The organism is Nocardia sp. NPDC003963 (assembly GCF_053605105.1).
The window spans coordinates 83,914-108,786 of record NZ_JBSGIP010000009.1; the positions used below are offsets into that span (position 1 = coordinate 83,914).

A 24,873-nucleotide genomic window follows, 5' to 3' on the forward strand; every position below is an offset into this window, starting at 1 on the left:
TGAGACGGTGCCCGCGACGTGGAGAGGATGGACGGGTGCAGGCGCCTGGCTCCGAAGTCGGTAGGTGGTTCGGTCCCTACGAGCTGCGCTCGCTGCTGGGTAAAGGTGGGATGGGCGAGGTCTACGAGGCCTACGACACGGTCAAGGACCGGGTGGTCGCGCTCAAACTGCTCTCCGACACCCTCGGTGACGACCCCGAGTACCAGGTGCGGTTCCGGCGGGAATCGCAGGCTGCCGCCCGGCTCGCCGAACCACACATCATCCCCATCCACGACTGGGGTGTCATCGACGGCCGGCTGTTCATCGATATGCGGCTGGTCCAGGGCGCCGATCTGCGAGCGGTACTGCAGGCGGGCGGGCCGCTGAGCCCGCAGCGCGCGGTCGCGGTGATCGAGCAGATCGCCGCCGCGCTGGACGCCGCGCACGAGGACGGGCTCGTCCACCGCGATGTGAAACCGGCGAACATCCTGATCACCCCCGCCGATTTCGCCTATCTCGCCGATTTCGGTATCGCCCGGCACGAGAGCGATACCGGAGTGACGCAGGCGGGAGTGGCGATCGGCTCCTATACCTATATGGCACCGGAACGATTCGATTCCGGCCCGGTGACCGCGCGCGCGGATATCTATTCGCTGGCCTGTGTACTGCACGAATGCCTCACCGGCGCGACCCCTTTCCCGGCGACCAGTGTGGGCGTGCTGATCCGGTCGCATCTGACCGAACCGCCCCCGCGGGCAAGCGTGCAGCGAACCGGATTACCGGCCGCGCTCGATGATGTGATCGCATGGGGTATGGCCAAGGATCCGCACGAGCGTTTCGCTACTGCAGGTGAACTAGCTGAAGCTGCCCGGGCCGCGCTGAATTCCCCGGCGCGCCCGCCGGGGCTCGAGCCGCACTCCGGCGAATATCCCGCTACCGATGGGGGTTCCGGTCCGTCCGCACCGCCGACCGGAGGGATACCCACCCTCGTCGTGCGGATGCCGCAGGACGAGGGCGCCCCGGACCCCACCACCACACTGCCCGCGATCATTCCCGGCGACCCGACCTCGGTACGGCCCGACGAATTCGAGTTCACGCCGCTCTCGGCCGACGATCCGGCGACCCCCGAAGCGTCGTCGGCCCCCGAGGCTCCGGCCACCGGTATCCGGCCGTTCCCGGACGCACACCTCTACCAGAACGAACAGCTGCACCCCGCCGCCGACCCCACCCAGTACGAGGATCCGGCGCCGGCGACCGGGGGGATGCCCGTCGCGGATTTCTACCCGCACGATCAGGCGACCCGTATCTACGGCGGATCCGGGTACCCGCTGCCCGGAGACGAGGAGACCACCCGGGTCTTCCAACCGGTGGAACAGGAGCCGCCGGCCGTCGCCTATTCCGCGGACGAGGCGACGACCCGTGCCTACCAGCCGGTCGAGCAAAATCCGCCGTACGAGCCTGCCGAGCAGTATCCGCCGTACGAGCCTGCCGAGCAGTATCCGCCGTACGAGCCCGCTGGGCAGTATCCGCCGTACGGACCTGCCGAGCAGTATCCGCTACCCGAATCCGCCGGTCGTCACGATGCCCCCGCGGCGCCGCCGGGACCCGGTCCCGCCGACCGATACGGTTACCGGGCCGAGGATTCGCCGTCGGCTGATCCCTACGCGGCCGCCTACGAGGCCGGCTATCGGGACAGTTACGCCGCGACCGCGCGGGAGCGCGCGACCGGCTCCGGCGGTGGACGCTCCGGAGTCGTACCGATATTGATCGGTATCGGAGTGTTCGCGCTGGTGATCGTCATCGCTGTCGTCGGTATCCAGTTCCTCGGCGGTTCCGGCGGCTCGGAGTCCGCCGACACCGCCGTCGGCGCCACGACCTCGGCCGCCGCGCCGACCTCCGCGGCCGGCAGCAGTACCGGCTCCGCCACCACCACGTCGTCGCGCACCACTACCTCCGCGTCGCCGACCACCACCGCCCGGCCGGATCTGCCCGCGGGCGCACAGCCCTGCACCGGGTCGACCACCGGCGGTGCCGAATACGGTTCGGCGGCGACCGGCACCGCGGTCACCAGTTGTGAATTCGCGGAAGCGGTCCGGCAGGCCTATCTCGACCCGAGTGTTGTCTCGGCCGAAGGTGATCCGGTGCCGGTCGAGGCGGTCAGTCCGGTGACCGGCCAGTCCTACACCCTCGAATGTGTCGCCGACGACGGTCTGGTCACCTGCCGGGGCGGGAACAACGCGATCATCTACCTCTACTGACCGGCCCGGAATCGGTCACCGGCCCGATATTTCGCGAGCTCATCCGAGCCGGGCTACTGTCGCCGATGGAGTACGGTTTTCCGACCGGGTACGAATCAGCGGGACTGTGGGAGATCACGAAAACCATGCGGAGAGAAGTGTCGGCCGATAAGAAACGGGAACTCTCGCTGGTTCGTCGTGGGCTCGCGGTCACCGCCTGCCTGCTCGTCGCGGCATTCGTCCCGGCCTGCGGTACCGAACCCGAGAAACGCCCGCTGACCACCTCGATCACCCAGGCGGCGGCCGAGGCTCCGGACGGCCGGGTCTCGATCACCATTCCGGGGACGCTGGCCGCCGATTTCACGGTGCTGGAGCAATCGGCGAAGGGGGAGCTGGGTCTGGCGATCATGCCGGTCGGTGGGCAACAGCTCGTCGGCCTGGGCGAGTGGACCACCGGTCCCGCCTGGTCCACGATGAAGGTGCCGCTGGTGATGGCCGCCGAACGGAAGAATCCCGGCGCGCAGACCTATGCCTCCTCCGCCGCCATCACCGCTTCGGACAACTCCGCCGCCGACAGTCTCTGGTCCTCGCTGGGCACCCCGCGTGAGGCCGCTCAGTCGGTGCAGGCGGTACTGCGTGAAGGTGGCGATACCGTCACCGTCGTCCAGGAGAAACCGAAGCGTTCGGAGTACTCGTCGTTCGGCCAGTCCGATTGGTCGCTGGCCGATCAGGTGCGGTTCGCCGCGAAACTGCCGTGCCTGCCGGGGTCGGACAAGGTCGTGGAACTGATGGGTTCGGTGAGTTCGAACCAGCAGTGGGGGCTGGGGTCGGTATTCGAGGCAGCCGAGTTCAAGGGCGGATGGGGCCCCGACGCCGACGGCGCCTATCTGGTGCGGCAGTTCGGCATGGTCCCCGCCAACGGTGGTTCGGTCGCGATAGCGCTTGCCGCGCAACCGGATTCGGGAACCTTCTCGGACGGGATGAATCTGCTCGACGAGATGGCGGGACTGATCTCGCAGCATCTGGGGGAATTCACCGGCGGTTCCTGCCCGGCCCGGTAGCGGTGCCCCGCGCACGGGGCGTGGGCGTTACCGGACATTCACGGGCCCGACGCGGCGAAGGTGTCCCACAACGGGCAAGATGGGCGCCATGCGCATCGGAATCCTGACCGGAGGTGGGGACTGCCCGGGACTGAACGCGGTGATCCGTGCGGTCGTTCGTACTGCGAACGGCCGCTACGGAGACGCGATCGTGGGCTTCGAGGACGGCTGGCGCGGATTACTCGAAGACCGCAAGGTCCGGATCCAGAACGACGATCGCACCGACCGGCTGCTCGCCAAGGGCGGCACCATGCTCGGAACGGCGCGCACCAACCCCGATGTGCTGCGCGCGGGCCTCGGGCGGATCCGGCAGACCCTCGACGACAACGGCATCGAAGCCCTGATCCCGATCGGCGGGGAGGGCACACTGACCGCCGCCAGCTGGCTTTCCGAAGAAGGCGTGCCCGTCGTGGGTGTACCGAAGACGATCGACAACGATATCGATTGCACCGATGTCACCTTCGGCCACGACACCGCCCTGTCCATCGCCACCGAAGCCATCGACCGGTTGCACACCACGGCGGAATCGCATCAGCGGGTGATGCTCGTCGAGGTCATGGGCCGGCATGCCGGTTGGATCGCCGTACACGCCGGTATGGCGGCGGGCGCGCATCTGACCCTGGTCCCCGAGCAGCCCTTCGACGTGACCGAGGTCTGTGCCCTGATCAAGAGCCGTTTCCAGCGCGGGGACAAACATTTCATCTGTGTGGTCGCCGAAGGGTCGCATCCGGCCCCGGATTCCGGGTTCACCCTGCGTGAGGGCGGCGTCGACGAATTCGGGCACGAGCGGTTCACCGGTGTCGCCCAGCAGTTGGGCATGGAGATCGAGCGCCGGATCGGCAAAGAGGTCCGCACCACGGTGCTCGGGCATGTGCAGCGCGGCGGGAGCCCCTCCCCGTACGACCGTGTGCTGGCCACCAGATTCGGCCTGCACGCCGCCGAAGCGGTACACGCCGGGCATTTCGGCCAGATGGTCGCGTTGCGCGGTACCGAGATCGGGCTGGTACCGCTGCACGAGGCGACCAAACAGCTGAAACGGGTCCCGGCCGACCGCTACGACGAGGCCCGCGCCTTCTTCGGTTGAGCGTCCCGCGGACTCGCGCGCACGAAATCGGCCGCTACCACGGTGCTTCGCCCCGGTCGGGAGACGATCCGGGGATACAGTCTGGATCATGCGCCATGGCAGGGGAGTGTTGCTGGTTGCGGTTCTCTCGATGCTCGTCCCGGTTGTCGTCGGCTGCACCGGTGGTGCCGTCGACGATCGGGTGGGCGGGCAGTGGCACGGGGCCATCGAGGTCCCCGGGGCGCCGGTGGTCGTCGCGGTGGATTTCACCGGCCGGCACAGCGGGGTCATCGATATCCCGGCGAGACAGGTTGCCGGGCGCACGCTGGCGGATGTGTCGGCCGAACCCGAGCAGGTCGAGTTCGGGGTGCCGGATGTACCCGGGGACGCGCGTTTCGCCGGGCGGCTCGACGAATCCGCCGATGCCATCGTCGGTGATTTCCGCCAGTCCGGGCAGAGTTTCGGACTACGGCTCGCGCGCGGCCCGGTGGGTCCCCCGGCCCGCCCGCAGCGACCGGTACCGCCGTATCCCTACCTCTCCGAGGACGTTTCGTACCCGAGCGGCAATATCACCGTGACCGGCACGCTGACCCGGCCGGTGGACGCCGCCGGTCCACTGCCCACGGTCGTACTGATCGGTGGCAGCGGGCCGCAGGATCGGAACGAGGAGATCGCCGGACATCAACCCTTCCTGCTACTGGCCGATACACTCACCCGCGCGGGTTACGCGGTCCTGCGCACCGACGATCGGGGAGTCGGCGGTACCGGGGGCAACCTGAACCAGGCGAACTACGCCGATCTGGCCGGCGATATCGAAGCCGGATTGCGCTTCCTGCGTACCCGCCCGGATATCGACCCGGACCGTATCGGTCTGCTCGGGCATTCCGAGGGTGGCTATCTGGCCCCGCTCGTCGCCGCGCGACCGGAGAACGGGATCGCGTTCACGATTCTGATGGCCGCACCGGCCGTGCCCGGTACCGATATCGTCCTGGCGCAGGGCCGCCGTACCTTCATCGAGGCCGGGGCCACTCCCGACCAGCTCGACCGCCATCTCGGTTTCCTGCGGGACTGGACCGCGGCACTGCGCGCCGGTCAACTCACGAAAGCGGCGCGACTGTCGGAGACCTACAACCGCACGCTGCCGGCGGCCCTGCGCACCACGTCCGAGGAACTCACCGGCCAGAACACCCCGTACATGGCCGCGCTGGTGTCCTACGACCCGGCTCCCGCCCTGTCCGCGCTGCGGATACCGGTGCTCGCGTTCTTCGGGTCGAAGGATGTCCAGGTCCCGCCGGCGCAGAACGAACAGCCCATGCGTGATCTGCTGGGCGCCGATCCCGAGGCCACCGTTACGGTACTGCCGGGGCTCAACCATCTGATGCAGCCCGCCGGAACCGGTCTGCCCGCCGAGTACGAATCCATCGAGACCACCATCGACCCGGCGGCCTTGGATACGGTCACCGGCTGGCTCGGGGAACGGGTTCCGGCCGGCTGATCGACCACGCTTAGACTGTGGCCATGAGCGCACCCACCGTCGAACTCATGGATTACACCGAGGTCGTCACCCGGTACGAGCCGGTGCTGGGCATGGAGGTCCATGTCGAGCTGAACACCGCGACCAAGATGTTCTGCGGTTGCCCGACCACCTTCGGTGCCGAGCCCAATACCCAGGTCTGCCCGGTCTGCCTGGGTATGCCCGGTTCGCTGCCGGTGGTCAACGAGCAGGCCGTCGCGTCGGCGATCCGGATCGGCCTGGCGCTCAACTGTTCCATCACCCCGTGGGGCCGCTTCGCGCGCAAGAACTACTTCTACCCGGATCAGCCGAAGAACTACCAGATCAGCCAGTACGACGAGCCCATCGCGACCGAGGGCTACCTCGAGGTCCCACTCGACGACGGGACCACCTTCCGGGTCGAGATCGAACGCGCTCATATGGAAGAGGACACCGGGAAATCGGTGCACGTCGGCGGCGCGACCGGACGTATCCACGGCGCGAGTCATTCGCTGCTCGACTACAACCGGGCCGGGGTGCCGCTCATCGAGATCGTCACCAAACCCATCACCGGTGCCGGGGACCGCGCGCCCGAGGTCGCCCGCGCGTATGTGACCGCCTTGCGTGATCTGCTGAAATCCCTGGCCGTCTCCGATGTCCGGATGGAACACGGTTCGTTGCGCTGTGATGCCAATGTCTCGCTCATGCCGGTCGGCGCCGAGGTGTTCGGTACCCGGACCGAGACCAAGAATGTGAACTCGCTCAAGAGCGTCGAGGTCGCGGTGCGCTACGAGATGCGCCGGCAGGCCGCGGTGCTGGCGACCGGCGGCGAGATCATCCAGGAGACCCGCCACTTCCACGAGGCCGACGGTTCCACCTCGCCGGGCCGCCGTAAGGAGACCGCCGAGGACTACCGGTACTTCCCCGAACCCGATCTGGAGCCGGTGGCGCCCGATACGGCGTGGGTGGAGCAGTTGCGTGGCACCATCCCCGAATACCCGTGGTTGCGCCGGGCGCGTATCCAATCGGATTGGGGTGTTTCCGACGAGGTCATGCGCGATCTGGTGAACGCCGGTGCGCTGGATCTGATCATCGCCACGGTCGATGCCGGCGCTCCCGCCAAGGAGGCGCGTTCCTGGTGGGTCGCCTACCTCACCGAGAAGGCCAACGAACGCGGTGTCGCTCTCGAGGATCTGCCGATCACGCCCGCGCAGGTGGCCGAGGTGATCGGTCTGGTCGAGGCCAAGACGGTGAACAACAAGGTCGCCAAGCAGGTCGTCGATCTGGTGCTCGACGGGGCGGGCGATCCGGCCCATATCGTCGAGAGCAAGGGGCTGGGCATGGTCAGCGACGACAGCGCCCTGCAGGCCGAGGTCGACAAAGCGCTGGCCGCCAATCCTGATATCGCCGACAAGATCCGGTCCGGCAAGGTGCAGGCCGCGGGCAAGATCGTCGGGGACGTCATGAAGGCGACCCGGGGTCAGGCCGACGCCGCCCGGGTGCGCGAGCTGGTCCTCGCCGCCTGCGGGGAGTGACCGGAGTCCGAAGCCCGTAGCCGAATACCCGCCGACAGCAGGAGCCCGGAGTCGTCCCGACTCCGGGCTCCTCTCGTCCGCTGTCCGATATCGCTATTCTAGCGCTAGAATAGCGGCGTGGAACCGACGCCCTCCGAACTGATCGTCCTGGGCCTGATCATCGAATGCCCGCAGCACGGCTACGACCTGGAACAGGCCATCGAACGGCGGGGTATCCGGCAATGGACCGAGATCGGGTTCTCCTCGATCTACTACCTGCTCAGCAAACTGGAGAAACGCGGGCTCGTCCACGTTCCCGCCGAACCCGCGACGGCGAAGGGCCGGCGCGTCTTCCGTGCGACCGTCGCCGGGCGGGAAGCGGCGGCACGCGGCGCGCTCGCCCTGGTCACGGAGTCGCGCCCGGTTCCGCAGCCCTTCCTGGTGGGTGTGGCCAATCTGCCGCTGCTCGCCGAATCCGACTACGCGCGCGCACTGCGCGAGCGCCTCGGCGGGGTCGAGGCACGGATCGCCGCGGTCGAGGCCGCCGCGGCGGCGCAATCACCTCTCCCGCTTCCGGCGCGTGAGGTCTTCTCCTATTCCCTGAGCCTCCTGGAGGCAGAGAGGTTGTGGCTCGCGCAGCGGGTCCAGGTGCACGATGGCGAACAAGACGACCACTGACAAGATCGATTTCAAGAAGGAGATCGCGAGCTACCGCGCGCGGCAGGGCGGGTTCCAGGTGGTGGATGTGCCCGATCTGCAGTACCTCATGATCGACGGTCACGGTGACCCGAATACCGACCCCGCCTTCGCGCACGCGACCGAAGCCCTTTACCCGCTGGCGTACAAACTCAAATTCGCCAGCAAACGCGATCTCGGCCGCGACTATGTCGTCATGCCACTGGAGGGGTTGTGGTGGTCCGGCGATATGGACGCGTTCACCGTGGCACGCGATAAATCCCGGTGGGACTGGACCCTGATGATCATGGTGCCCGACTGGATCGAGCCGGATCTGTTCGCGGCCGTGGCCGGACAGTTCGCGGCCGATGATCGCCCCCGGCGACTGCACGACGTACGCCTGGAGACCCTGTCGGAGGGCCGCTGCGTACAGACCCTGCACGTCGGTTCCTACGACGACGAGGCCGAGGTACTGGCCCGGATGCACCACCAGTTCGTGCCGGACAACGGGTTCCGGATGGCCGGTACACACCACGAGATCTATCTCGGTGATGCCCGCAAGGTGGCGCCCGAGAAACTCCGCACCATCCTCCGGCAACCGGTCGTGCGGATCTCCTGAGGCAGTACCCGGGGCCGGCCTCAGGTGGCCGGACCGCGAAGCCGGTCCTTCCGGAACTTCCGGGGAGGACCGGTGCGGGAGATACCGGCGTCTAGTCCGGGCCGCCGCCACCGGCGGACGGGGGCGGGATACGCACGACCCGGTCGTCGTTCGGGGTGGGCCGGCCGCCGTCGGATTTGTTCGCTGTCGATACCCAGATCGTCCCGTCCATCGCCGGGGCCGCGCCGAGCAGCCGACCGTACTTGTTCGCGATGAACGTGCTGGGCGGGGCGGTGACCGCGAAAGTCTGCGGATCCGGGGCCGCCATCGCGAGGGCCTTCGCCTCGGTCAGCGCGATCGCGACTCCTTCGGGCGTTACCGCGCAACCGGCGACGCCGGGGCGGTCGGGCCAGGTCCACGCGGTGGTGACCACACCGTCGGGTCCGATCCGCTGGAGCCGATCCATGGCCGGGGTGCGATCGGTGATCCAGATCTGATCGCCGCCCAGGCAGATATCGCCGGCCGAACCGATACCGGAGACCGCGACCTCGGTGGGCGCGTTGCCGTTGGATGTCGGATTGTTCACCCGCAACAGTTTCCCGGCCGTGCTCCCCGGGTCCGCCGCCGCGCCGGTATCACCGGCATCACCGGTGAGCACCAGCATCTGGTCGGGTTTCGACCAATCGATCGCGCCCCGGTTACCGGTGGTGCCCTTGGGGATCCCCGTCAGCACCGGTTTCGCGGGGCCGCCGTCGGCGACCCGTACCACCCGGTTGTCACTGGCGGTGGTGACGTAGGCGTAGATCAACCCGTCTTCGGGGTAGGTGGGGGAGATGGCGATATCGCTCAGTCCGCCGTCGCCCGCGGGATCGACCTCGACCTTGGCCACCTCGATCGGTGGCTGATCCGGCGTGACCTGCAGGATCCGGCCGGTGCGCCGCTCGGCCACCAGCGCGTAGCCGCCCATCTCGACCAGCCCGCCGGTGGTATCGAGGCAGCTGACCACCACGGCCGGATCGGGATCGATACACGGACCGCTGGGCCTGGTGGAGCTTTCGGGCTGTTCGGGTTTCGGCGGCTCGAGTTCCGCGCCGTCCAGGGTCGGCTCCGGGGTGAACGGACTGGATGCGGAATCGTCGAATCGGGCGCATCCGCTCAGCACCAACGCCCCGAGTACCAGCCCCACCGTCACGCGCCGCGCGCCAACCGACCTCATAACGTCCCAACGTAGTGGAAATGACACCGGGCGTGCCCTCGAGGCCCGCCGCGGGTGACGGCGTTCGCGTCGCGCGGAGCCGTCCACACTGTGACACATGGGTCTGGTGTGGCGCGGACACGCCGCTGATTCAGCAGGTGCCGTGCGGTTCGGCGGCCTACTGTTGAGGAGTGAGTGCCAAGGCGAGAAACGGGTCCGCGTCCCCCGAGGCCGCGGGGCCCGGGAATCTGTCTACCGGAGAGCAGCGCGCGGTGTCGACCACCGCGGGCGGGGTCGGGAGTCCCTATGATTCCCCGACCGGCCAGTTCCCCAAAGTGGCCATGACCAAGGAGATCCCGGTGAGCGCATCGGCTACCACAGGCGGCACACCGGCCGGCCCTGCCGGACCGGGCGAGCCCGGCGTGCCCGCGAGCGACGACGACACCTACAGCTATGCCAGCATCCCCCCGGCCGGTAACACGCCCAGCGGGGGCCTGCGCCGCCGTAACGGCGACGGCCGGCGCGGCACCCTCGACTTCGGGCTCTTCATCCTCCGGTTGGTCGTCGGTGCCACCTTCCTCTACCACGGCCTGCAGAAGCTGACGGGCTGGTTCCACGGCCCCGGCCTGGACGGCACCAAGGCCATGATGGAGAGCAGCGGCTGGAAACATCCCTCGCTGGCCGCGGCCATGGTGACCGCCGGTGAAGTGGGCGGTGGCGCCCTGCTGATCCTGGGCCTGGCCACTCCGCTGGCCGCGGGTGCGGTACTGGCGGTGATCCTGGACGCCTGGTTCTGGAAACAGGGGATGTACCCGGGCTTCCAGTACAAGGCCGGTCCGGGCGCGGTCGAGCTGGAGAGCATCCTGGCCGGTACCGCTGTCGCCGTCATCTTCACCGGCCCGGGGCGCTGGTCGTTCGACCGGGGGCGTGGCTGGGCGATCCGGCCCGGCGCCGGTTCGTTCGTGGTGTTCGTGCTGGCGGTCGTGGCCGCGGTGCTCACCTACTGGTGGCTCAAAGGTGGTAACCCACTCACCGGTATCGGTCCCTTCGACTGATCCACCCCGACAGACGCGAGGCGCCCTCCCGGATCTCGGAGATCCGGGAGGGCGCCTCGTTCGTCGAAAGTGAGGGGATCAGGGCACGTGCCGGACCGCGCCCTTGTCCGCCGAAGTCGCCATCGCCGCATAGGCACGCAGCGCGGTGGTGACCGTCCGCTCCCGGTTCAGCGGCTGCCACGGACGTTCGCGGGCCTCCATCTTGGCCCGGCGTTCGGTCAGGACCGCGTCGTCGACGAGGACCTCGAGTGTCCGGGTCGCGACATCGATGCGGATCCGGTCGCCGTTCTCCACCAGGCCGATCACCCCGCCGCTGGCGGCCTCCGGCGAGATATGGCCGATCGACAGGCCCGAGGTGCCGCCGGAGAACCGGCCGTCGGTGATCAGGGCGCACTGTTTACCCAGACCCGCGCCCTTGAGGAACGCGGTCGGATGCAGCATCTCCTGCATTCCCGGGCCTCCGGCCGGACCCTCGTAGCGCACCACGAGGACATCCCCGGGCTGGATCTTCTTGCCCAGGATCACCGAAACGGCTTCCTCCTGGGACTCCACCACCACCGCCGGGCCCTCGAAGGTGAACAGTTCTTCGTCGATACCGGCGGTTTTGAGCACCGCGCCGTCGAGCGCGATATTGCCGCGCAGCACGACCAGTCCGCCCTCGGCGGTGTAGGCGTGTTCGATATCGCGGATGCAGCCGCCCGCGGCATCGGTATCCAGTGACGACCAGCGGTTGTCAGTCGAGAACGGTTCGGTGGTGCGCACCCCGCCCGGTGCCGCGTGGAACAGTTCGAGGGCTTCTGCCGAGGCCTTACCCGACCGGATGTCCCAGGTGTCGAGCCATTCGTCCACGGTCGCGGAGTGCACCGTGCGCACATCGGTTTCCAGCAGCCCGGCCCGGCGCAGCTCACCGAGGATGGCGGGGATTCCGCCGGCCCGGTGCACGTCCTCCATGTGATAGTCGGAGTTCGGCGACACCTTCGACAGGGTCGGCACCCTGCGGCTGATGGTCTCGATGCTGTGCAGATCGAAATCGATCTCACCCTCCTGGGCCGCGGCCAGGGTGTGCAGCACGGTATTGGTCGAACCGCCCATCGCGACGTCCAGGGCCATCGCATTGCGGAAGGCCTTGTCGTTCGCGACATTGCGCGGCAGTACCGACGCGTCGTCGTCCCGGTACCAGCGGGTCGCGATATCGACGACCACCCGGCCGGCCCGCTCGAACAGCGCCCGCCGCGCGGCATGGGTGGCCAGCGTGGAACCGTTGCCCGGCAGGGCCAGACCCAGCGCCTCGGTGAGGCAGTTCATCGAGTTCGCGGTGAACATGCCCGAGCAGGATCCGCAGGTCGGACAGGCGCTGCGCTCGACCTCGCTCAGTCCTTCGTCGGTGACAGCGGCGTTCGCGCTCGCCGAGATGGCGGTGATCAGGTCGGTGGGAGCCTGGGCCACACCGCCCACCACCACAGCTTTACCGGCTTCCATCGGTCCGCCGGAGACGAATACCGCCGGGATGTTCAGCCGCATGGCGGCGTTCAGCATGCCCGGCGTGATCTTGTCGCAGTTCGAGATGCAGACCAGCGCGTCGGCGGTGTGCGCGTTCGCCATGTACTCGACCGAATCGGCGATGATCTCCCGGCTGGGCAGCGAGTAGAGCATGCCGCCGTGGCCCATGGCGATACCGTCGTCCACCGCGATGGTGTGGAATTCCCGCGGAACCCCGCCCGCTTCGCGCACCGCGTCGGCCACGATCTCGCCCACGTTCTTCAGGTGTACGTGCCCGGGCACGAACTGGGTGTAGGAGTTGGCGATCGCGACGATCGGCTTACCGAAATCGGAGTCGGTCATACCGGTGGCCCGCCACAGGGCGCGGGCGCCGGCGGCATTACGGCCGATGGTGGTTGTTCGGGAGCGAAGCGGTGGCATGAGTGTCCTCGGTCGGGTCGCGGGGCTGAGAGAATGCGACTGCGCCGTATCGCCCGAGCGGATGACCGCGGGTGCGGTGCGATCGGCGATTTCTCAGGCTACTCCCGCTCGGAAGCGGGCCCGGGTTCGGTATCGGCCGTCTTCGGGCTGGGCGTCGCGCCGGCGGAGTCGCCGCGCGGTGCGGGGGAGTCCGCGGCCGCGGTGTCGTCGGTGTCGCGGACCGCGGTGTTCCCGGTGCCCTCGGCCGCCGCGTCATCGGTGTCGGCCCCCGTCTGCTCGGCCCCCTCGGCGGCCGGGGAATCCGAGTCGGCGTCGGTGCTCGTATCGGGTTCGGGGATCGCGAACGGGTCGGGGATCCGACCATCGGAGGCGTCCACCAGGTCGCGCAACCGGTCGTAGCTCACGGCCGGCAGGGGTACCTCGGTGTCGTCGTCGAGATGCACCCGCACGAAACCGCGTTTGGGAATGCTGAGGCCCTGTACCCGGGCCCAGTCGATGTGCCGGGACGAGAACACCGACCGCAGATCCAGGCCCTGCGGGGAGACGGTGGTCTGGGTCCGCACGATCCAGACGACGGCGATCAGCGGGATGATCGCCAGCCAGAACAGTCCGGCGGGCCAGCCGACGATGGGGAAGAACACGCACATCGCCAGGAGGAACACGCCGAGGAAGGACAGTCGTGTAGTGCGGATCACACGCCTCGGTCCCGGCGGTGCCGTATCCCCACCCGTTACCTCCGCGGCCGCGGGGTTGTGGGACGATTCAGGTGGTGGCACGGACTGATGCGGTGATGACACCACACCATCCTCGCATCATGGTGGACCGGCGTGAGCACCCGCTACCTTCCCACATAATGGGAAGTCAGCGGTCAGCTGTTTGACTCCGCACCACACGCACACATACCGTCATGCGCGTGAATCGAAACGAGATGCTCGTAATCGGCCGGCGCGTCCAGCGCTGAGCCAGACGATCCGGAGTCGAATACGTCAGCTCGCACTGCGACGCGCCACCCTCGAACAGCCGCCGGCTGTCGGGGGCTTTTTTATGTCGGGACCAGTGAACGACAAGCAGTAAGGAACAAGACGGTGAGCGCACCAACTACCCGGCCCGGGCCCGCGGCCCGCAGGCCCGCGCCTTCGAATACGCCGGCTCCGGCCGGCGCTCCGACCACCCCGGCGAACCGCCGCCAGGTCCCGCCCGAGCGGGTCACCGGCGCGCAGTCCGTCGTCCGCTCCCTCGAGGAGCTCGGCGTCGACACCGTATTCGGCATTCCGGGCGGTGCTGTCCTTCCTGTCTACGATCCGCTCTTCGATTCCACCAAGGTCCGCCATGTGCTCGTGCGGCACGAACAGGGCGCGGGCCACGCGGCCACCGGATACGCCCAGGCCACCGGCAAGGTCGGCGTCTGTATGGCGACCTCCGGTCCCGGCGCGACCAACCTGGTGACCCCGATCGCGGACGCCCAGATGGATTCGGTGCCCATGGTCGCGATCACCGGTCAGGTCGGCCGCAAGCTGATCGGCACCGACGCGTTCCAGGAAGCCGATATCTCCGGTATCACCATGCCGATCACCAAGCACAACTTCCTGATCAAAGAGGGCGCCGATATCCCGCGCATCCTCGCCGAGGCCTTCTACCTGGCCTCGAGCGGGCGCCCCGGGGTGGTGCTGGTCGATATCCCCAAGGATGTGCTGCAGGAGCAGACCACCTTCAGCTGGCCGCCGGAGATGCGGCTGCCCGGCTACCGTCCGGTCACCAAACCGCACGGTAAGCAGGTGCGCGAAGCCGCCCGGCTCATCGCCGAGTCCAGTCAGCCCGTGCTCTACGTCGGCGGCGGCGTGATCAAGTCCGAGGCATCGGCCGAACTGCTGGAGCTCGCCGAGCTCACCGGTATCCCGGTGGTCACCACCCTGATGGCGCGCGGGGCATTCCCCGACAGCCACGAACTGAACATGGGTATGCCGGGTATGCACGGCACCGTGGCCGCGGTGGCCGCCCTGCAGAAATCCGATCTGCTGGTCACCCTGGGTGCCCGGTTCGACGACCGCGTCACCGGTCAGCTGGATTCCTTCGCCCCCGGTGCCAAGGTCATCCACGCCGATATCGACCCGGCCGAGATCGGTAAGAACCGGCACGCCGATGTGCCGATCGTCGGCGACTGCCGCGAGGTGATCACCGAACTCATCGAAACGCTGCGCGCCGATCCGGCCGGTTTCGAACTCGACCTGACCGCCTGGCGCACCTACCTCGACGGTATCCGCGAGTCCTATCCGCTCGGCTGGAGCAAGCCGTCGGACGGGTCGGTGTCCCCGGAATTCGTCATCGAGACCCTGGGCCGGCTGGCCGGACCCGATGCCATCTACTGCGCGGGCGTCGGCCAGCACCAGATGTGGGCCGCCCAGTTCATCAAGTACGAGAAGCCGCGGACCTGGCTCAACTCCGGCGGCGCCGGAACCATGGGTTACGCGGTCCCCGCCGCGATGGGCGCCAAGATGGGGCAGCCCGACCGCGAGGTGTGGGCGGTCGACGGTGACGGCTGCTTCCAGATGACCAATCAGGAGCTCGCCACCTGCGCGGTGGAGGGTGTGCCGATCAAGGTCGCGCTGATCAACAACGGCAATCTGGGCATGGTCCGCCAGTGGCAGACCCTGTTCTACGACCAGCGCTACTCCAATACCGACCTCAAGACCCACGGTCTGCGCATCCCCGATTTCGTGAAGCTCGCCGAGGCGCTGGGCTGCCACGGTATCCGGGTGGAGAAGGAAGAGGACGTCGAGGCCGCGATCCGCGAGGCACAGTCGATAAACGACCGGCCCGTGGTGATCGATTTCATCGTCGGCAAGGATGCCCAGGTGTGGCCGATGGTCGCCGCCGGCACCAGCAACGACGAGATCATGGCCGCCCGCGGGATCCGCCCGCTGTTCGACGAGGACGAGCAGGCCGAAGAACCCGCGGTCATCCACGAGGCCATGAACCGCGAGCAGGCCGAGACGGAGGGGAATCCTTCATGAGCACTACCCACACCCTCAGCGTCCTGGTCGAGGACAAGCCCGGCGTGCTGGCCCGGGTGGCCAGCCTGTTCTCCCGGCGCGGATTCAATATCGAATCCCTGGCCGTCGGCGCCACCGAGGTCAAGGAGATCTCCCGGATGACCATCGTGGTCACCGTGGACGATCTCCCGCTGGAACAGGTCACCAAACAGCTCAACAAGCTGGTGAACGTGATCAAGATCGTCGAACAGGACCCGGACACCTCCGTGGCCCGCGAACTGATCCTGGTGAAGGTCCGCGCCGACGCCAGCGTGCGCACCCAGGTGATCGAATCGGTCAACCTGTTCCGCGCCAAGGTCATCGACGTCTCGCCCGACGCCCTCACCGTCGAGGCGACCGGCACCCGGTCCAAGCTCGACGCGCTGCTGCGCATGCTCGAGCCGTACGGCATCCGGGAGATCGTGCAATCCGGGGTGGTGGCCGTGGGCCGCGGGCCCAAATCGATCACCGCCACCCGCTGAACCCGTGGCCGGGCGCACCCCGCGCCCGGCCGCATCACGTGCCTCGTTTACCGTTTCCCGCGTTTCGCGGGTTCGAATAAGTCAGAAGGGATACCACCAAGTGGCAGTCGAGATGTTCTACGACGACGATGCCGACCTGTCGATCATCCAGGGCCGTAAGGTCGCTGTGATCGGCTACGGCAGCCAGGGGCACGCGCATTCGCTGAGCCTGCGCGACTCCGGCGTCGAGGTCCGCATCGGCCTCAAGGAAGGCTCCAAGTCGCGGGCCAAGGCCGAAGAAGCCGGCCTGACCGTCGGCACCCCCGCCGAGGTCTCGGAATGGGCCGACGTCATCATGCTGCTCGCCCCCGACACCGCGCAGGCGTCGATCTTCACCAATGACATCGAGCCCAACCTGAAGGACGGCGACGCGCTGTTCTTCGGCCACGGCCTCAACATCCACTTCGGCCTGATCAAGCCGGCCGCCGAGATCACCATCGGGATGGTCGCCCCCAAGGGCCCCGGCCACCTGGTGCGCCGCCAGTTCGTCGACGGCAAGGGTGTCCCCGCCCTGATCGCCATCGAGCAGGACCCGAAGGGTGAGGGCCAGGCCCTGGCGCTGTCCTACGCCAAGGGCATCGGCGGTACCCGCGCCGGCGTCATCAAGACCACCTTCAAGGAAGAGACCGAAACCGATCTCTTCGGCGAGCAGGCCGTGCTCTGCGGTGGTACCGAGGAACTGGTCAAGACCGGTTTCGAGGTCATGGTCGAGGCCGGTTACGCCCCGGAGATGGCCTACTTCGAGGTGCTGCACGAGCTGAAGCTGATCGTCGACCTGATGTACGAGGGCGGTATCGCCCGGATGAACTACTCGGTCTCCGATACCGCCGAATTCGGCGGCTACCTGTCGGGTCCGCGGGTCATCGACGCCGATACCAAGAAGCGGATGCAGGACATCCTCAAGGACATCCAGGACGGCACCTTCGTCAAGCGCCTGGTCGCCAACGTCGACGGTGGCAACAAGGAGCTCGAGGGCCTGCGCAAGCAGAACGCCGAGCACCCGATCGAGGTCACCGGCAAGAAGCTGCGCGATCTGATGAGCTGGGTGGACCGGCCGATCACCGAAACCGCCTGAGCGGTGCGCTGATCCAGCGCTGAAAAGGGGTCCTTCCGCGGAGAATGCGGGAGGACCCCTTTCGCATGGTCGGTGGTGAATCGGCCTACTCGTATCCGGTGGCGGTGACAAGGGCGTCGGCGAAGCGGCCCGCCCGGTATTCGTCCATGCGTTCATGGTTCCCGTTCTCGGGTGCTGCCTTGCGAGACGGGAGCAGCCGCGGTGGGGCAGGCGAGGGCGACCGACGACAATGACGATGAATTACTCTGCCGCACCGGCGATCCGGTCGACCCGAACTGCACATCTCGACCGCTGTCCTGCCGCCGAATCGGCGCACCGGATGTGTTACGTCGAGAATCGAACCTTCCCGTCCGTGGATGCGGGCCGACTCCACTCGGCGAAAACTCGATAGCATCAGTGGATTCGAGTGAGGAGTAGATCGTGGCAGAACACAAAGGTTCGGTGGATCTCCGGCAGGACCGCGCCCACAGCGCCCGGATCTACGACTACTTCCTGGGCGGTAAGGACAACTATCCGGCCGACCGCGAGGCCGCGGCGAAGATCGAACAGGCCATTCCGTCGGTTCGCGGTGTGGCGCGTGACAATCGCGCGTTCATGGTGCGGGCGGTGCGACACCTCAGTGAGCTGGGGGTCCGCCAGTTCCTGGATATCGGCACCGGGATCCCCACCGAGCCGAATCTGCACCAGGTGGCCCAGGAGACCGCGGCCGATGCCCGGGTGGTCTACGTGGACAACGATCCGATCGTGCTGGCGCACGCGCGGGCGCTGCTGGTCGGAACACCCGAGGGTGTGACCCAGTACGTACAGTCGGATCTGACCGCGCCGGAACGGATCCTGTCCGCCTCCGCGGTACGCGAAACCCTGGATTTCGGTGAACCGGTGGCGCTGAGTCTCATCGCCCTGTGTCATTTTGTTCCCGGCGACCGCATCTACGAAATCGTCGATACGTTGCTGGCCGCGTTGCCGTCCGGTTCGTATCTGGTGATGACCCATCTGACCACCGATTTCGATCCGGCCATGGTCGAGGGCACCGTACAGGCGTATCGGGCCAGCGGGATCGAGATGGAAGCCCGCGACCACGCGGCGGTTTCGCATTTCTTCCGCGATATGGAATTACTGGAGCCCGGGATCGTCGCGATCGAGAACTGGTATCCCGACGGCAGAAAGCCCGAGGTGGCACCCGGAGTCACCGAGTTGCCGACCGGTGCACCCAGGCCGCCTGCCGCCGGTTACGCGGCCGTGGGCCGTAAGAAGTAGCCGACCGCCGCCGGATTCCCGGCGGCGAACTCCGCTGAGCCGGTGTTCGGTCGGTGTCCACCGCTGTTCGACGAGGGTTGCGCTCCGCTCCGGCGAGGACGAGTGCTGGGCACGAATACCGAGGACTCCGGGGCGGCGATTCGTGGGTCGACGGGATGCGGAACCTGCCCGCGACAGCGGTGTCGCGAACGCTGGAAGGGCCGCTGGACCCGGGTCATCGCGGTCAGGACAGCCCCAGGTCCCGGGCCTCCGCGGTGAGCTTCTCCGCCTCCGCGGTTCTACCGATCCGGTGCAGCAGATCGGCCTGTCGTTCCAGTGACTTGCCGAGATAACCGAGTGTCCGGCTCTTGTCCGCTGCCGAGAAACCGCTGTGGTGAGCGAACACCGCGTTGATGCGGCGGCCGCTGCCGAGCTCTTCCTCACCGACTCGCACCGCTTCGGCGATCCGGCCGGCGCTGATCAGGCACTCCACCTCGTCGCCCAGGGCTTGGGCGAAGGCGATGAGGTAATCGGTACGCCTGGACTCGTCGGTGATCCGACGCCGCAACGCCGACGCTTCGGCGCAGTGCAGTAGTGCCTCGTCCAGCGCGCCGGCCGTGCGGAGTTCTGCTGCCACCCGGAGATGGAGTTCGGCGATATCGTTGCGGAGGTCGCGAAAGTAGATGCGAAAGCTCGGTGACCGGAAGACCGGTGGTTGCAGATCCATGAGCTGCCGCGCACGCGTCCGGCTCGGTATCGGGCCGAACGGCTGCCGATTCGCCGGGAACCCGACCGTGAGACCACCTGGAATCGTCGGCGGGCTCGCGTAGTCGTAGAGATTCTTTGCGATCCACGTACGTGTGACGACCCGGCACACCGCCAGATAGGTGATCGAGCCACCGAGCACCCCGCAGACGACCGCCGGCACCCACGACGATTCCCATAGGACCAGAACAACCGCGGCGCCGTCGACTGTGCCCAGCAGGACGAAGAGCCACCCGGACAACAGGATCAGACCGCGCCGCGGAGTGACGAGCGCGAGCCACGCGGCATCCCGGACGATCTCTCCCCAGCCGAGTACCGGAACAAGCGCGAAGATCAGCAGCCACGGCTTTCCGGTCCAGAACGCGATAGGTAGGGCAACGGACAGCAGAAGTACGACACCGAGTACTCTGGCCGCGAATCCCCCCGGATTCTCAGTCACAGAACAACTTTCCCACAGTTCCCGAAGGCCGGCACGGCTTCCGGGCCGGTGGCCGGTCCTCGACGCGGTCTACCGTTCGAGCAACCGGAGTATCTCCGCTGTGCCCTCCGCGGGACGCATGACGGCGAGCTCCCGCGGAGTCTTCCCGCGCCAACGGCCCGCCTGCGTCCCCATCCGCACATCGACCCGTGCTCCGGCCCGCAGGAGGATTCGGACGCATTCGGGCGAACCGCGGTCTGCCGCCGCGCACAATGGTGGCCACTCGGCCGGTAGATCCGGGTGCATGCCGTGATCGAGCAGTAGCCGTACGGTCTCGGCATGGCCCTTGTCCGCGGCCTTCGAAAGCGCTCTGCGGTCCGGCTCGATGCCGTGGGCCAGCAGATAGCCGAGGATCTCGGTGCGGCCCCACTCCGCGGCCCAACCGAAAAGTGACCCTCCCGGCGCGGTCGCACTCGCCAGGTCGATACCGGCCGCGTGAGCGCGTCGCACCTCGTCGGTGTCGCCGTGTACGACGGCCATGACGAGATCGAACTCCTCCGCATCGGCCACTTCAGCAGTATGTCCCGGCCCGGCTTTCCCGGCGACCGTGCCCCCTCTGGAACCGAACCCCGGTGAGTGCGGCGGTTGTGGACAGCTCAGTCGCCTCGGATCCGGGCGTGCAGGTGCATATCGTGACGGCCGTCGTCGTGTACGGCGGCGCTGCGTTTGGTGCCCTCCAGGAGATAGCCGGCCTTCGTGGCTACTCGGCAGGAGGCCTGGTTGCGGGTCGAATGGTCCAGTTGCAGCCGGTGGAAACCGATTTCGTCGAGAGCCCAGGTCGTGAGTGCCGACAGGGCACGCGAGGCGACACCGGCGCCGCGTGCGGCCGGGAGCACCCAGTAGCCGATATCGCCGGTACCGTCGTCGAAGTCCAGGCCGCGCAGCGCGATCCGGCCGAGTACTTCGCCGTCGGCGTGGGTGACGGCCCAGTGGCCGCCCTTCTCCTGCTGCCAGTCCCTGGAGGTAGGCGGTGAACCAATCCCGGACCTGGGTCGTAGTGGAAGGCCGGCGGGTATGCCAGCGCCGGATCTCGCCGTCCTGGTACGCGGCGAAGAAGGCCGGCGCGTCGGCCGGCTCCCAGGGGCGGATCAGCAGATTCCCGGCGGCGGGTATCGCGGGTTGCGGGGAGCCGGCGAGCGCGCCGGAGGGGAGGGTGGGCGGCGTGGACAGAGTGCGCGTCATGGGACATGGTCGTCCCACCGCGACGGCGCACGTCAAGGTCCGCAGCGCCGCGAATCCGTGCAGTCCGGCAGTGGAATACAGCACTACACCGCGTTCGTCGACGGCCGACGTCGTCGAGCGTGGACAGAGCGGACGGTAGCCGCGCGCCGATGAGTTCCGGCGTGATTCCGGGTCAGTACCCATACCCGGAACGACTGCACCCGAGGAGAGCCATCATGACCGCCACCTACACCTTCGATGTCTTCGCCGGCCTCGACGGCTACGGCTCCTACGGAGAAGGGGGTGATTGGGGCGGTTACTGGGGCAAACAGGGCCCCGAACTGCTCGCCCACCGATACGCCCTGTTCGGTACCGAGCAGCGCATGGTCTTCGGTGCCGATACCTTCCGGCAATTCGTGGCGATGCTGAGCTCGCCCACCGCGGAATCCGGAGTGGGCGACCCCTGGGTCACCCGGATGCGCGATCTCCCCGCGACCGTGGTGTCGAGCACCCTGGAAGGTCCGCTCGACTGGCCGGACGCGACCGTCGCGAGCGGTGACGCCGTCGAGATCGTCGCCCGGCTCAAAGAGGAGTCCGCGGTGCCGTTGCGATCCCACGGCAGTCTGTCGATGAACTGGGCGCTGCTGGCCGCCGGCCTGGTCGATCGGGTCCAGGTGACGATATTCCCGGTGCTCACCGGGCGGACCGGTACGGAGCCGGTCTTCGCGGGCGCGGCCGATTTCGATCTGGAGTTGCTCGAGAGCCGGACGCTCGACGGCCGTATCCAGGAGCTCACCTACCGGCCCACTCTGCACCGGTGATCCGGGGCGGTGGTCCGATTCGTCGTCGAGATGATGTAGCAGTGCGCACCGGATCACCCAGGGGCTCCGGTCCAGCGCAGCGAACGGTGGATGTGTTCCGGGTGGGTTCGGCCGGCCCGGAGGATATGCGCCGCGGCTTCCGGTGTTCCGGCACGTAACAGCCGAGCACCCGGGATATGCCGCCGGAAGGCGCGGGCGAACTCCTCGGCCGCATTCTTGGTGGCGCCGATCCGGCGGGGGACCCGCCAGGCCCGGTCACCGCTGACCAGCATCCATCGCGGCGTGCCGAGCGGGCCCAGCAGTTCCTCCAGTGCGTCGGCCCAGAGCGTGGCGGCATCGTCGGCGACCCGGTGGATCCGCACCGTGCTGCCGTCCGCGTCGGTGGTGGCGACGATACGGGCCGCGCGCAGTTCCGGGTGACCGGTGGCGGCCAACCCCAGCGCCACCGCGCGACCGAAGGCGACCAGCGTCGCGCGTTCGGAGCGCGTTCGCCCCCGGATCGCCAGCACCAGCAGACCGGCCGTCACCGCGACACCCGGTAGCGTCGTGATCGGCCCGGCCATATCGATCACCGCGACCCCGGCCGTCCCCACGGCCGCGGCCACGCCCGCACCGGAGAGCCACCGGCCGCGATCGCGGGTCCGGACCCGGCTACGGCGCCGGGACACGATGCGCAGCTGGCTCGTCGCGATACCACCGGCCTCGACCGCCGACCACACCCGTACGGTGCCCTCGTGGTCGGCCGTGCGGGCCGCGCTCGTCGCGTTGATCGACTCGTGTTCGGCCGCCGCCGGTGGCCGCGGATCGGTGGCTCGCGGATGTACCTTGCCGGGCCCGGTCACCACAGTGTCCGCCGCGTCGGGGCCCCACCATCGTGCGTGCCGGCGGCGGAAACGGTGCCAATCGCCGTGCGCGGTGGGGTGGGCGACCACCACATCCCACAGCGAAGCGACCTTGTCCGGCTGTTGCGGGTCGATCCGCAGTGCCCGGCCGCGCAGCTGCGTCATGGCGGTGGAACTGCCGATCTCGGAAAGGTCCACCAGCACATTGAGCCCCGGGTAGTTCCAGCCCTCGCCGACCAGCGCTCTGGTCGACACCAGCGTCTGCGCGGAACCGTCCTCCAGCACCGCCCGCGCCGCCCGCAACCAGTGCACCGGTTCCCACCGGCCGCCCCGGCCGGTCAGCTCCACCACCGCCGGGATATCACAGCCGCGGGTGGTGACCCACCGCCCGTCTTCGGCGGCGAGGTTGACGACATGCTGAATACGGTCCGCGCCGAGCGCATCACACCAGGCACCGCTACCGGTGACACACAGCACGCCCCGCTGTACCGCCGGGCCGATACCGCAGATCGTGGCCAGCACCCCGGCCGCCGTGCCCTCGTCCTCCCCGAGTGCGGCCCGTCCGGCGGCCGGTGGGCGGGTGGCCCGATCGCGTTCGACCACGACCAGGGCCCGGAGCCGGTCCTGCCGGACGGCCGCTTCGTGCCGGATGATCTCGCCCGCCGCCCGGCCTTTCGCGGCCGACCGCGAGCACACGATATCGGCCGTCGAACGGGTCCAGCGCAGTCCCGACGTGGAGATCGCCACCCCGTGCCCGCGCAGAATTCCCTTCGCGTCGTCCCGCAGCTCGGCCGGCACCTCGGCGTCCGGAGCATGTAACCACGCGTCCACGAGCAGCAACCGGTCGTCCAGGGTCAGCGGCTCTCGCGCATCCGCCGGCGCGGTGCGCAGAAACCCGCTGGGCAGCAACAGATCCCGCATATTCCACCATCGGGTCACCGCCAGGGCGACCAGCGGATCGTTGTCCCAGAACAGTTTCCACGTGGCGGTATCCCCGCCTTCCACGCGGGCGAGGGCCCATTCGAGGAACGATTCGCTCACCAGCACCGAATCGAGCCGGTCACAGAAGGAAGCCGACCAGGTGTCCAGGAACCGGGACTCGGCCGGTTCGAGTTCGACGACCCGTAGCCCGTCACGCCAGGGCGCCACGCCGCCCTCGGCGACCATCGCCGCCAGGTGCATTTCCGCGTTCACCGCACCGAGCAGGCCGGTGTAGTTCAGCCCCTCCTGCGTGGTGCCGGGCTCGGGCAGTGTCGCGGTCAACCCGATCACCGCCGGTGCGCGCTGCTCCGAAAGCCGCGCGACCAGCGCGTTCACCACCAGCGCCCACCAATCGAGCAGATGATGACATTCGTCGAGTACGAGGCAGCGGATATCCAGCGCGGCAATGCGTTCGATGAGTGCCACGGTCCGCTCACCCAGTAGGGTCGCGGAGTCCAGGCCGATATCCTCGCCGGTGGCGAGCGACCTGCGGAGAGCCCGGATATGGCGGGAGAGCTCGGCCCCGGCCCGGCCCCTGTCGCTGCGCTCCACCACCGCGATCCGGTCCGCGGCGGCCTCGGTACCCACCTGTGCCGCGACCTCCGCGACCCAGCTGCGTCGGGCCGCGGCGCGTAGTTCCTGTTCGGCCGCGCCCGGGTTGCCCAGCAGTTGATAGGTCACCGAATACAGGTGCGCGGAACGGTCCAGCGTCGTACTCGCGAAGGTTTCGGCCGCCGCGCCGAACAGGGCGGTGCTCGCGCACCATTGGTCGCGGATCGCCGCGGTCGGCGACAGGACCAGGGTGCGACCACCGATCCGCCGGGCCAGCTCCAGCCCGATCAGCGTTTTACCCGCGCCCGGCGGCGCGCACAGATGCCACCGTTCGTCCGATACATGTGTGCACAGTTCGAGCAGATGTCGTTGCGACCTGCGCCATTCGAAGGTCGGCGCGAGGTCGGCCCATTCCGGATGCGCACCCACCGTTCCCACTTCAGCATCCACAGCCGACCCGGGCAATGGGAACGCGGCTGTCACACCCGGCCCATGACGCGCATGGTGTCCGCCCCGGAAGGTCCCGGCGCCGAGGTCGTCCCGGTGTTCCGGCGCCTTCCGCCGACGATCCGCCCGCTCCGGCG

Annotated in this window: 20 protein-coding genes and 1 pseudogene; 13 read left to right on the top strand and 8 right to left on the bottom strand. The window is 68.2% G+C overall.

What is annotated here, in order from left to right:
• The first annotated feature begins 35 nt into the window (after positions 1 to 35).
• From ACWEWT_RS18110 to ACWEWT_RS18140, 7 genes are all read left to right on the top strand, one after another.
• Positions 36 to 2,237: a protein kinase domain-containing protein gene (locus ACWEWT_RS18110; RefSeq protein ID WP_452560291.1), complete on the top strand. Its 2,202-nt coding sequence runs from the start codon at positions 36 to 38 to the stop codon at positions 2,235 to 2,237.
• A 65-nt stretch (positions 2,238 to 2,302) separates the two neighbouring features.
• Positions 2,303 to 3,277 (top strand): hypothetical protein, encoded by a 975-nt coding sequence (locus ACWEWT_RS18115; RefSeq protein WP_452560292.1) that lies wholly within the window; start codon positions 2,303 to 2,305, stop codon positions 3,275 to 3,277.
• Between the two features lie 88 nt (positions 3,278 to 3,365).
• Complete coding sequence (locus ACWEWT_RS18120) at positions 3,366 to 4,400, top strand: ATP-dependent 6-phosphofructokinase (protein ID WP_452560294.1); 1,035 nt, start codon at positions 3,366 to 3,368, stop codon at positions 4,398 to 4,400.
• Between the two features lie 88 nt (positions 4,401 to 4,488).
• Positions 4,489 to 5,874, top strand: a complete 1,386-nt coding sequence (locus tag ACWEWT_RS18125) for an alpha/beta hydrolase family protein (RefSeq protein ID WP_452560296.1) — start codon at positions 4,489 to 4,491, stop codon at positions 5,872 to 5,874.
• A gap of 23 nt (positions 5,875 to 5,897) precedes the next feature.
• Positions 5,898 to 7,406, top strand: coding sequence for an Asp-tRNA(Asn)/Glu-tRNA(Gln) amidotransferase subunit GatB (gatB, locus tag ACWEWT_RS18130; RefSeq protein WP_452560297.1), 1,509 nt, complete (start codon positions 5,898 to 5,900; stop codon positions 7,404 to 7,406).
• A 117-nt stretch (positions 7,407 to 7,523) separates the two neighbouring features.
• Positions 7,524 to 8,063: a PadR family transcriptional regulator gene (locus ACWEWT_RS18135; protein ID WP_452560298.1), complete on the top strand. Its 540-nt coding sequence runs from the start codon at positions 7,524 to 7,526 to the stop codon at positions 8,061 to 8,063.
• Positions 8,041 to 8,679: a GyrI-like domain-containing protein gene (locus ACWEWT_RS18140; protein ID WP_452560300.1), complete on the top strand. Its 639-nt coding sequence runs from the start codon at positions 8,041 to 8,043 to the stop codon at positions 8,677 to 8,679. The genes ACWEWT_RS18135 and ACWEWT_RS18140 overlap by 23 nt, the downstream gene beginning before the upstream one ends.
• A 91-nt stretch (positions 8,680 to 8,770) precedes the next feature.
• On the opposite strand, the gene ACWEWT_RS18145 is transcribed toward ACWEWT_RS18140, so the two are convergent.
• Positions 8,771 to 9,874: a PQQ-dependent sugar dehydrogenase gene (locus ACWEWT_RS18145; protein WP_452560301.1), complete on the bottom strand. Its 1,104-nt coding sequence runs from the start codon at positions 9,872 to 9,874 to the stop codon at positions 8,771 to 8,773.
• A gap of 170 nt (positions 9,875 to 10,044) precedes the next feature.
• On the opposite strand from ACWEWT_RS18145, the gene ACWEWT_RS18150 reads away from it, so the two are divergent.
• Positions 10,045 to 10,908 carry a DoxX family protein gene (locus ACWEWT_RS18150; protein WP_452560303.1) on the top strand — a complete coding sequence of 288 codons (864 nt, stop codon included), beginning with the start codon at positions 10,045 to 10,047 and terminating at the stop codon, positions 10,906 to 10,908.
• 78 nt (positions 10,909 to 10,986) lie between these two features.
• Here the strand turns inward: ACWEWT_RS18150 and ilvD are convergent, their stop codons facing one another.
• A complete protein-coding gene (gene ilvD / locus ACWEWT_RS18155; protein ID WP_452560305.1) occupies positions 10,987 to 12,828 on the bottom strand; it encodes a dihydroxy-acid dehydratase in 1,842 nt (613 codons plus the stop codon).
• Positions 12,829 to 12,926: 98 nt separating this feature from the next.
• Entirely contained in the window at positions 12,927 to 13,523 is a 597-nt protein-coding gene (locus tag ACWEWT_RS18160) for a PH domain-containing protein (protein WP_452560307.1), read from the bottom strand.
• Between the two features lie 390 nt (positions 13,524 to 13,913).
• Here ACWEWT_RS18160 and ACWEWT_RS18165 point away from each other — a divergent pair, with 390 nt between their 5' ends.
• The 4 genes from ACWEWT_RS18165 (at position 13,914) to ACWEWT_RS18180 (ending at position 18,710) form a co-directional block, all read left to right on the top strand.
• Positions 13,914 to 15,839: an acetolactate synthase large subunit gene (locus ACWEWT_RS18165; protein ID WP_452560309.1), complete on the top strand. Its 1,926-nt coding sequence runs from the start codon at positions 13,914 to 13,916 to the stop codon at positions 15,837 to 15,839.
• The gene (gene ilvN / locus ACWEWT_RS18170; protein ID WP_058856806.1) at positions 15,836 to 16,339 is read left to right on the top strand and encodes an acetolactate synthase small subunit; all 504 of its coding nucleotides are present in this window, start codon (positions 15,836 to 15,838) and stop codon (positions 16,337 to 16,339) included. Before ACWEWT_RS18165 ends, ilvN begins: the two co-directional genes overlap by 4 nt.
• A gap of 112 nt (positions 16,340 to 16,451) precedes the next feature.
• Positions 16,452 to 17,453, top strand: coding sequence for a ketol-acid reductoisomerase (gene ilvC / locus ACWEWT_RS18175; protein WP_452560446.1), 1,002 nt, complete (start codon positions 16,452 to 16,454; stop codon positions 17,451 to 17,453).
• A gap of 420 nt (positions 17,454 to 17,873) precedes the next feature.
• Complete coding sequence (locus ACWEWT_RS18180) at positions 17,874 to 18,710, top strand: SAM-dependent methyltransferase (RefSeq protein ID WP_452560311.1); 837 nt, start codon at positions 17,874 to 17,876, stop codon at positions 18,708 to 18,710.
• 223 nt (positions 18,711 to 18,933) lie between these two features.
• On the opposite strand, the gene ACWEWT_RS18185 is transcribed toward ACWEWT_RS18180, so the two are convergent.
• The 4 genes and pseudogenes from ACWEWT_RS18185 to ACWEWT_RS18200 form a co-directional block, all read right to left on the bottom strand.
• Positions 18,934 to 19,893 carry a hypothetical protein gene (locus ACWEWT_RS18185; RefSeq protein WP_452560313.1) on the bottom strand — a complete coding sequence of 320 codons (960 nt, stop codon included), beginning with the start codon at positions 19,891 to 19,893 and terminating at the stop codon, positions 18,934 to 18,936.
• A 69-nt stretch (positions 19,894 to 19,962) separates the two neighbouring features.
• Positions 19,963 to 20,442: an ankyrin repeat domain-containing protein gene (locus ACWEWT_RS18190; RefSeq protein WP_452560448.1), complete on the bottom strand. Its 480-nt coding sequence runs from the start codon at positions 20,440 to 20,442 to the stop codon at positions 19,963 to 19,965.
• 86 nt (positions 20,443 to 20,528) lie between these two features.
• A complete protein-coding gene (locus ACWEWT_RS18195) occupies positions 20,529 to 20,948 on the bottom strand; it encodes a GNAT family N-acetyltransferase (RefSeq protein WP_452560450.1) in 420 nt (139 codons plus the stop codon).
• Positions 20,938 to 21,297: pseudogene (locus ACWEWT_RS18200) on the bottom strand (hypothetical protein); the annotation flags it as partial. The gene ACWEWT_RS18195 and the pseudogene ACWEWT_RS18200, both read right to left, overlap by 11 nt.
• Before the next feature lie 32 nt (positions 21,298 to 21,329).
• Between ACWEWT_RS18200 and ACWEWT_RS18205 the strand changes: the two are divergent.
• Positions 21,330 to 21,914, top strand: coding sequence for a dihydrofolate reductase family protein (locus ACWEWT_RS18205; RefSeq protein ID WP_452560315.1), 585 nt, complete (start codon positions 21,330 to 21,332; stop codon positions 21,912 to 21,914).
• Between the two features lie 53 nt (positions 21,915 to 21,967).
• Here the strand turns inward: ACWEWT_RS18205 and ACWEWT_RS18210 are convergent, their stop codons facing one another.
• Positions 21,968 to 24,727, bottom strand: a complete 2,760-nt coding sequence (locus tag ACWEWT_RS18210) for a hypothetical protein (protein WP_452560317.1) — start codon at positions 24,725 to 24,727, stop codon at positions 21,968 to 21,970.
• Positions 24,728 to 24,873 lie beyond the last annotated feature (146 nt).

Coding starts and splice junctions, on each gene's coding strand:
- ACWEWT_RS18115 (WP_452560292.1), top strand. CDS start 2,303: ATGGAGTACGGTTTTCCGACCGGGTACGAATCAGCGGGACTGTGGGAG.
- ACWEWT_RS18120 (WP_452560294.1), top strand. CDS start 3,366: ATGCGCATCGGAATCCTGACCGGAGGTGGGGACTGCCCGGGACTGAAC.
- ACWEWT_RS18125 (WP_452560296.1), top strand. CDS start 4,489: ATGCGCCATGGCAGGGGAGTGTTGCTGGTTGCGGTTCTCTCGATGCTC.
- gatB (WP_452560297.1), top strand. CDS start 5,898: ATGAGCGCACCCACCGTCGAACTCATGGATTACACCGAGGTCGTCACC.
- ACWEWT_RS18140 (WP_452560300.1), top strand. CDS start 8,041: ATGGCGAACAAGACGACCACTGACAAGATCGATTTCAAGAAGGAGATC.
- ACWEWT_RS18145 (WP_452560301.1), bottom strand. CDS start 9,874: ATGAGGTCGGTTGGCGCGCGGCGCGTGACGGTGGGGCTGGTACTCGGG.
- ilvD (WP_452560305.1), bottom strand. CDS start 12,828: ATGCCACCGCTTCGCTCCCGAACAACCACCATCGGCCGTAATGCCGCC.
- ilvN (WP_058856806.1), top strand. CDS start 15,836: ATGAGCACTACCCACACCCTCAGCGTCCTGGTCGAGGACAAGCCCGGC.
- ilvC (WP_452560446.1), top strand. CDS start 16,452: ATGTTCTACGACGACGATGCCGACCTGTCGATCATCCAGGGCCGTAAG.
- ACWEWT_RS18205 (WP_452560315.1), top strand. CDS start 21,330: ATGACCGCCACCTACACCTTCGATGTCTTCGCCGGCCTCGACGGCTAC.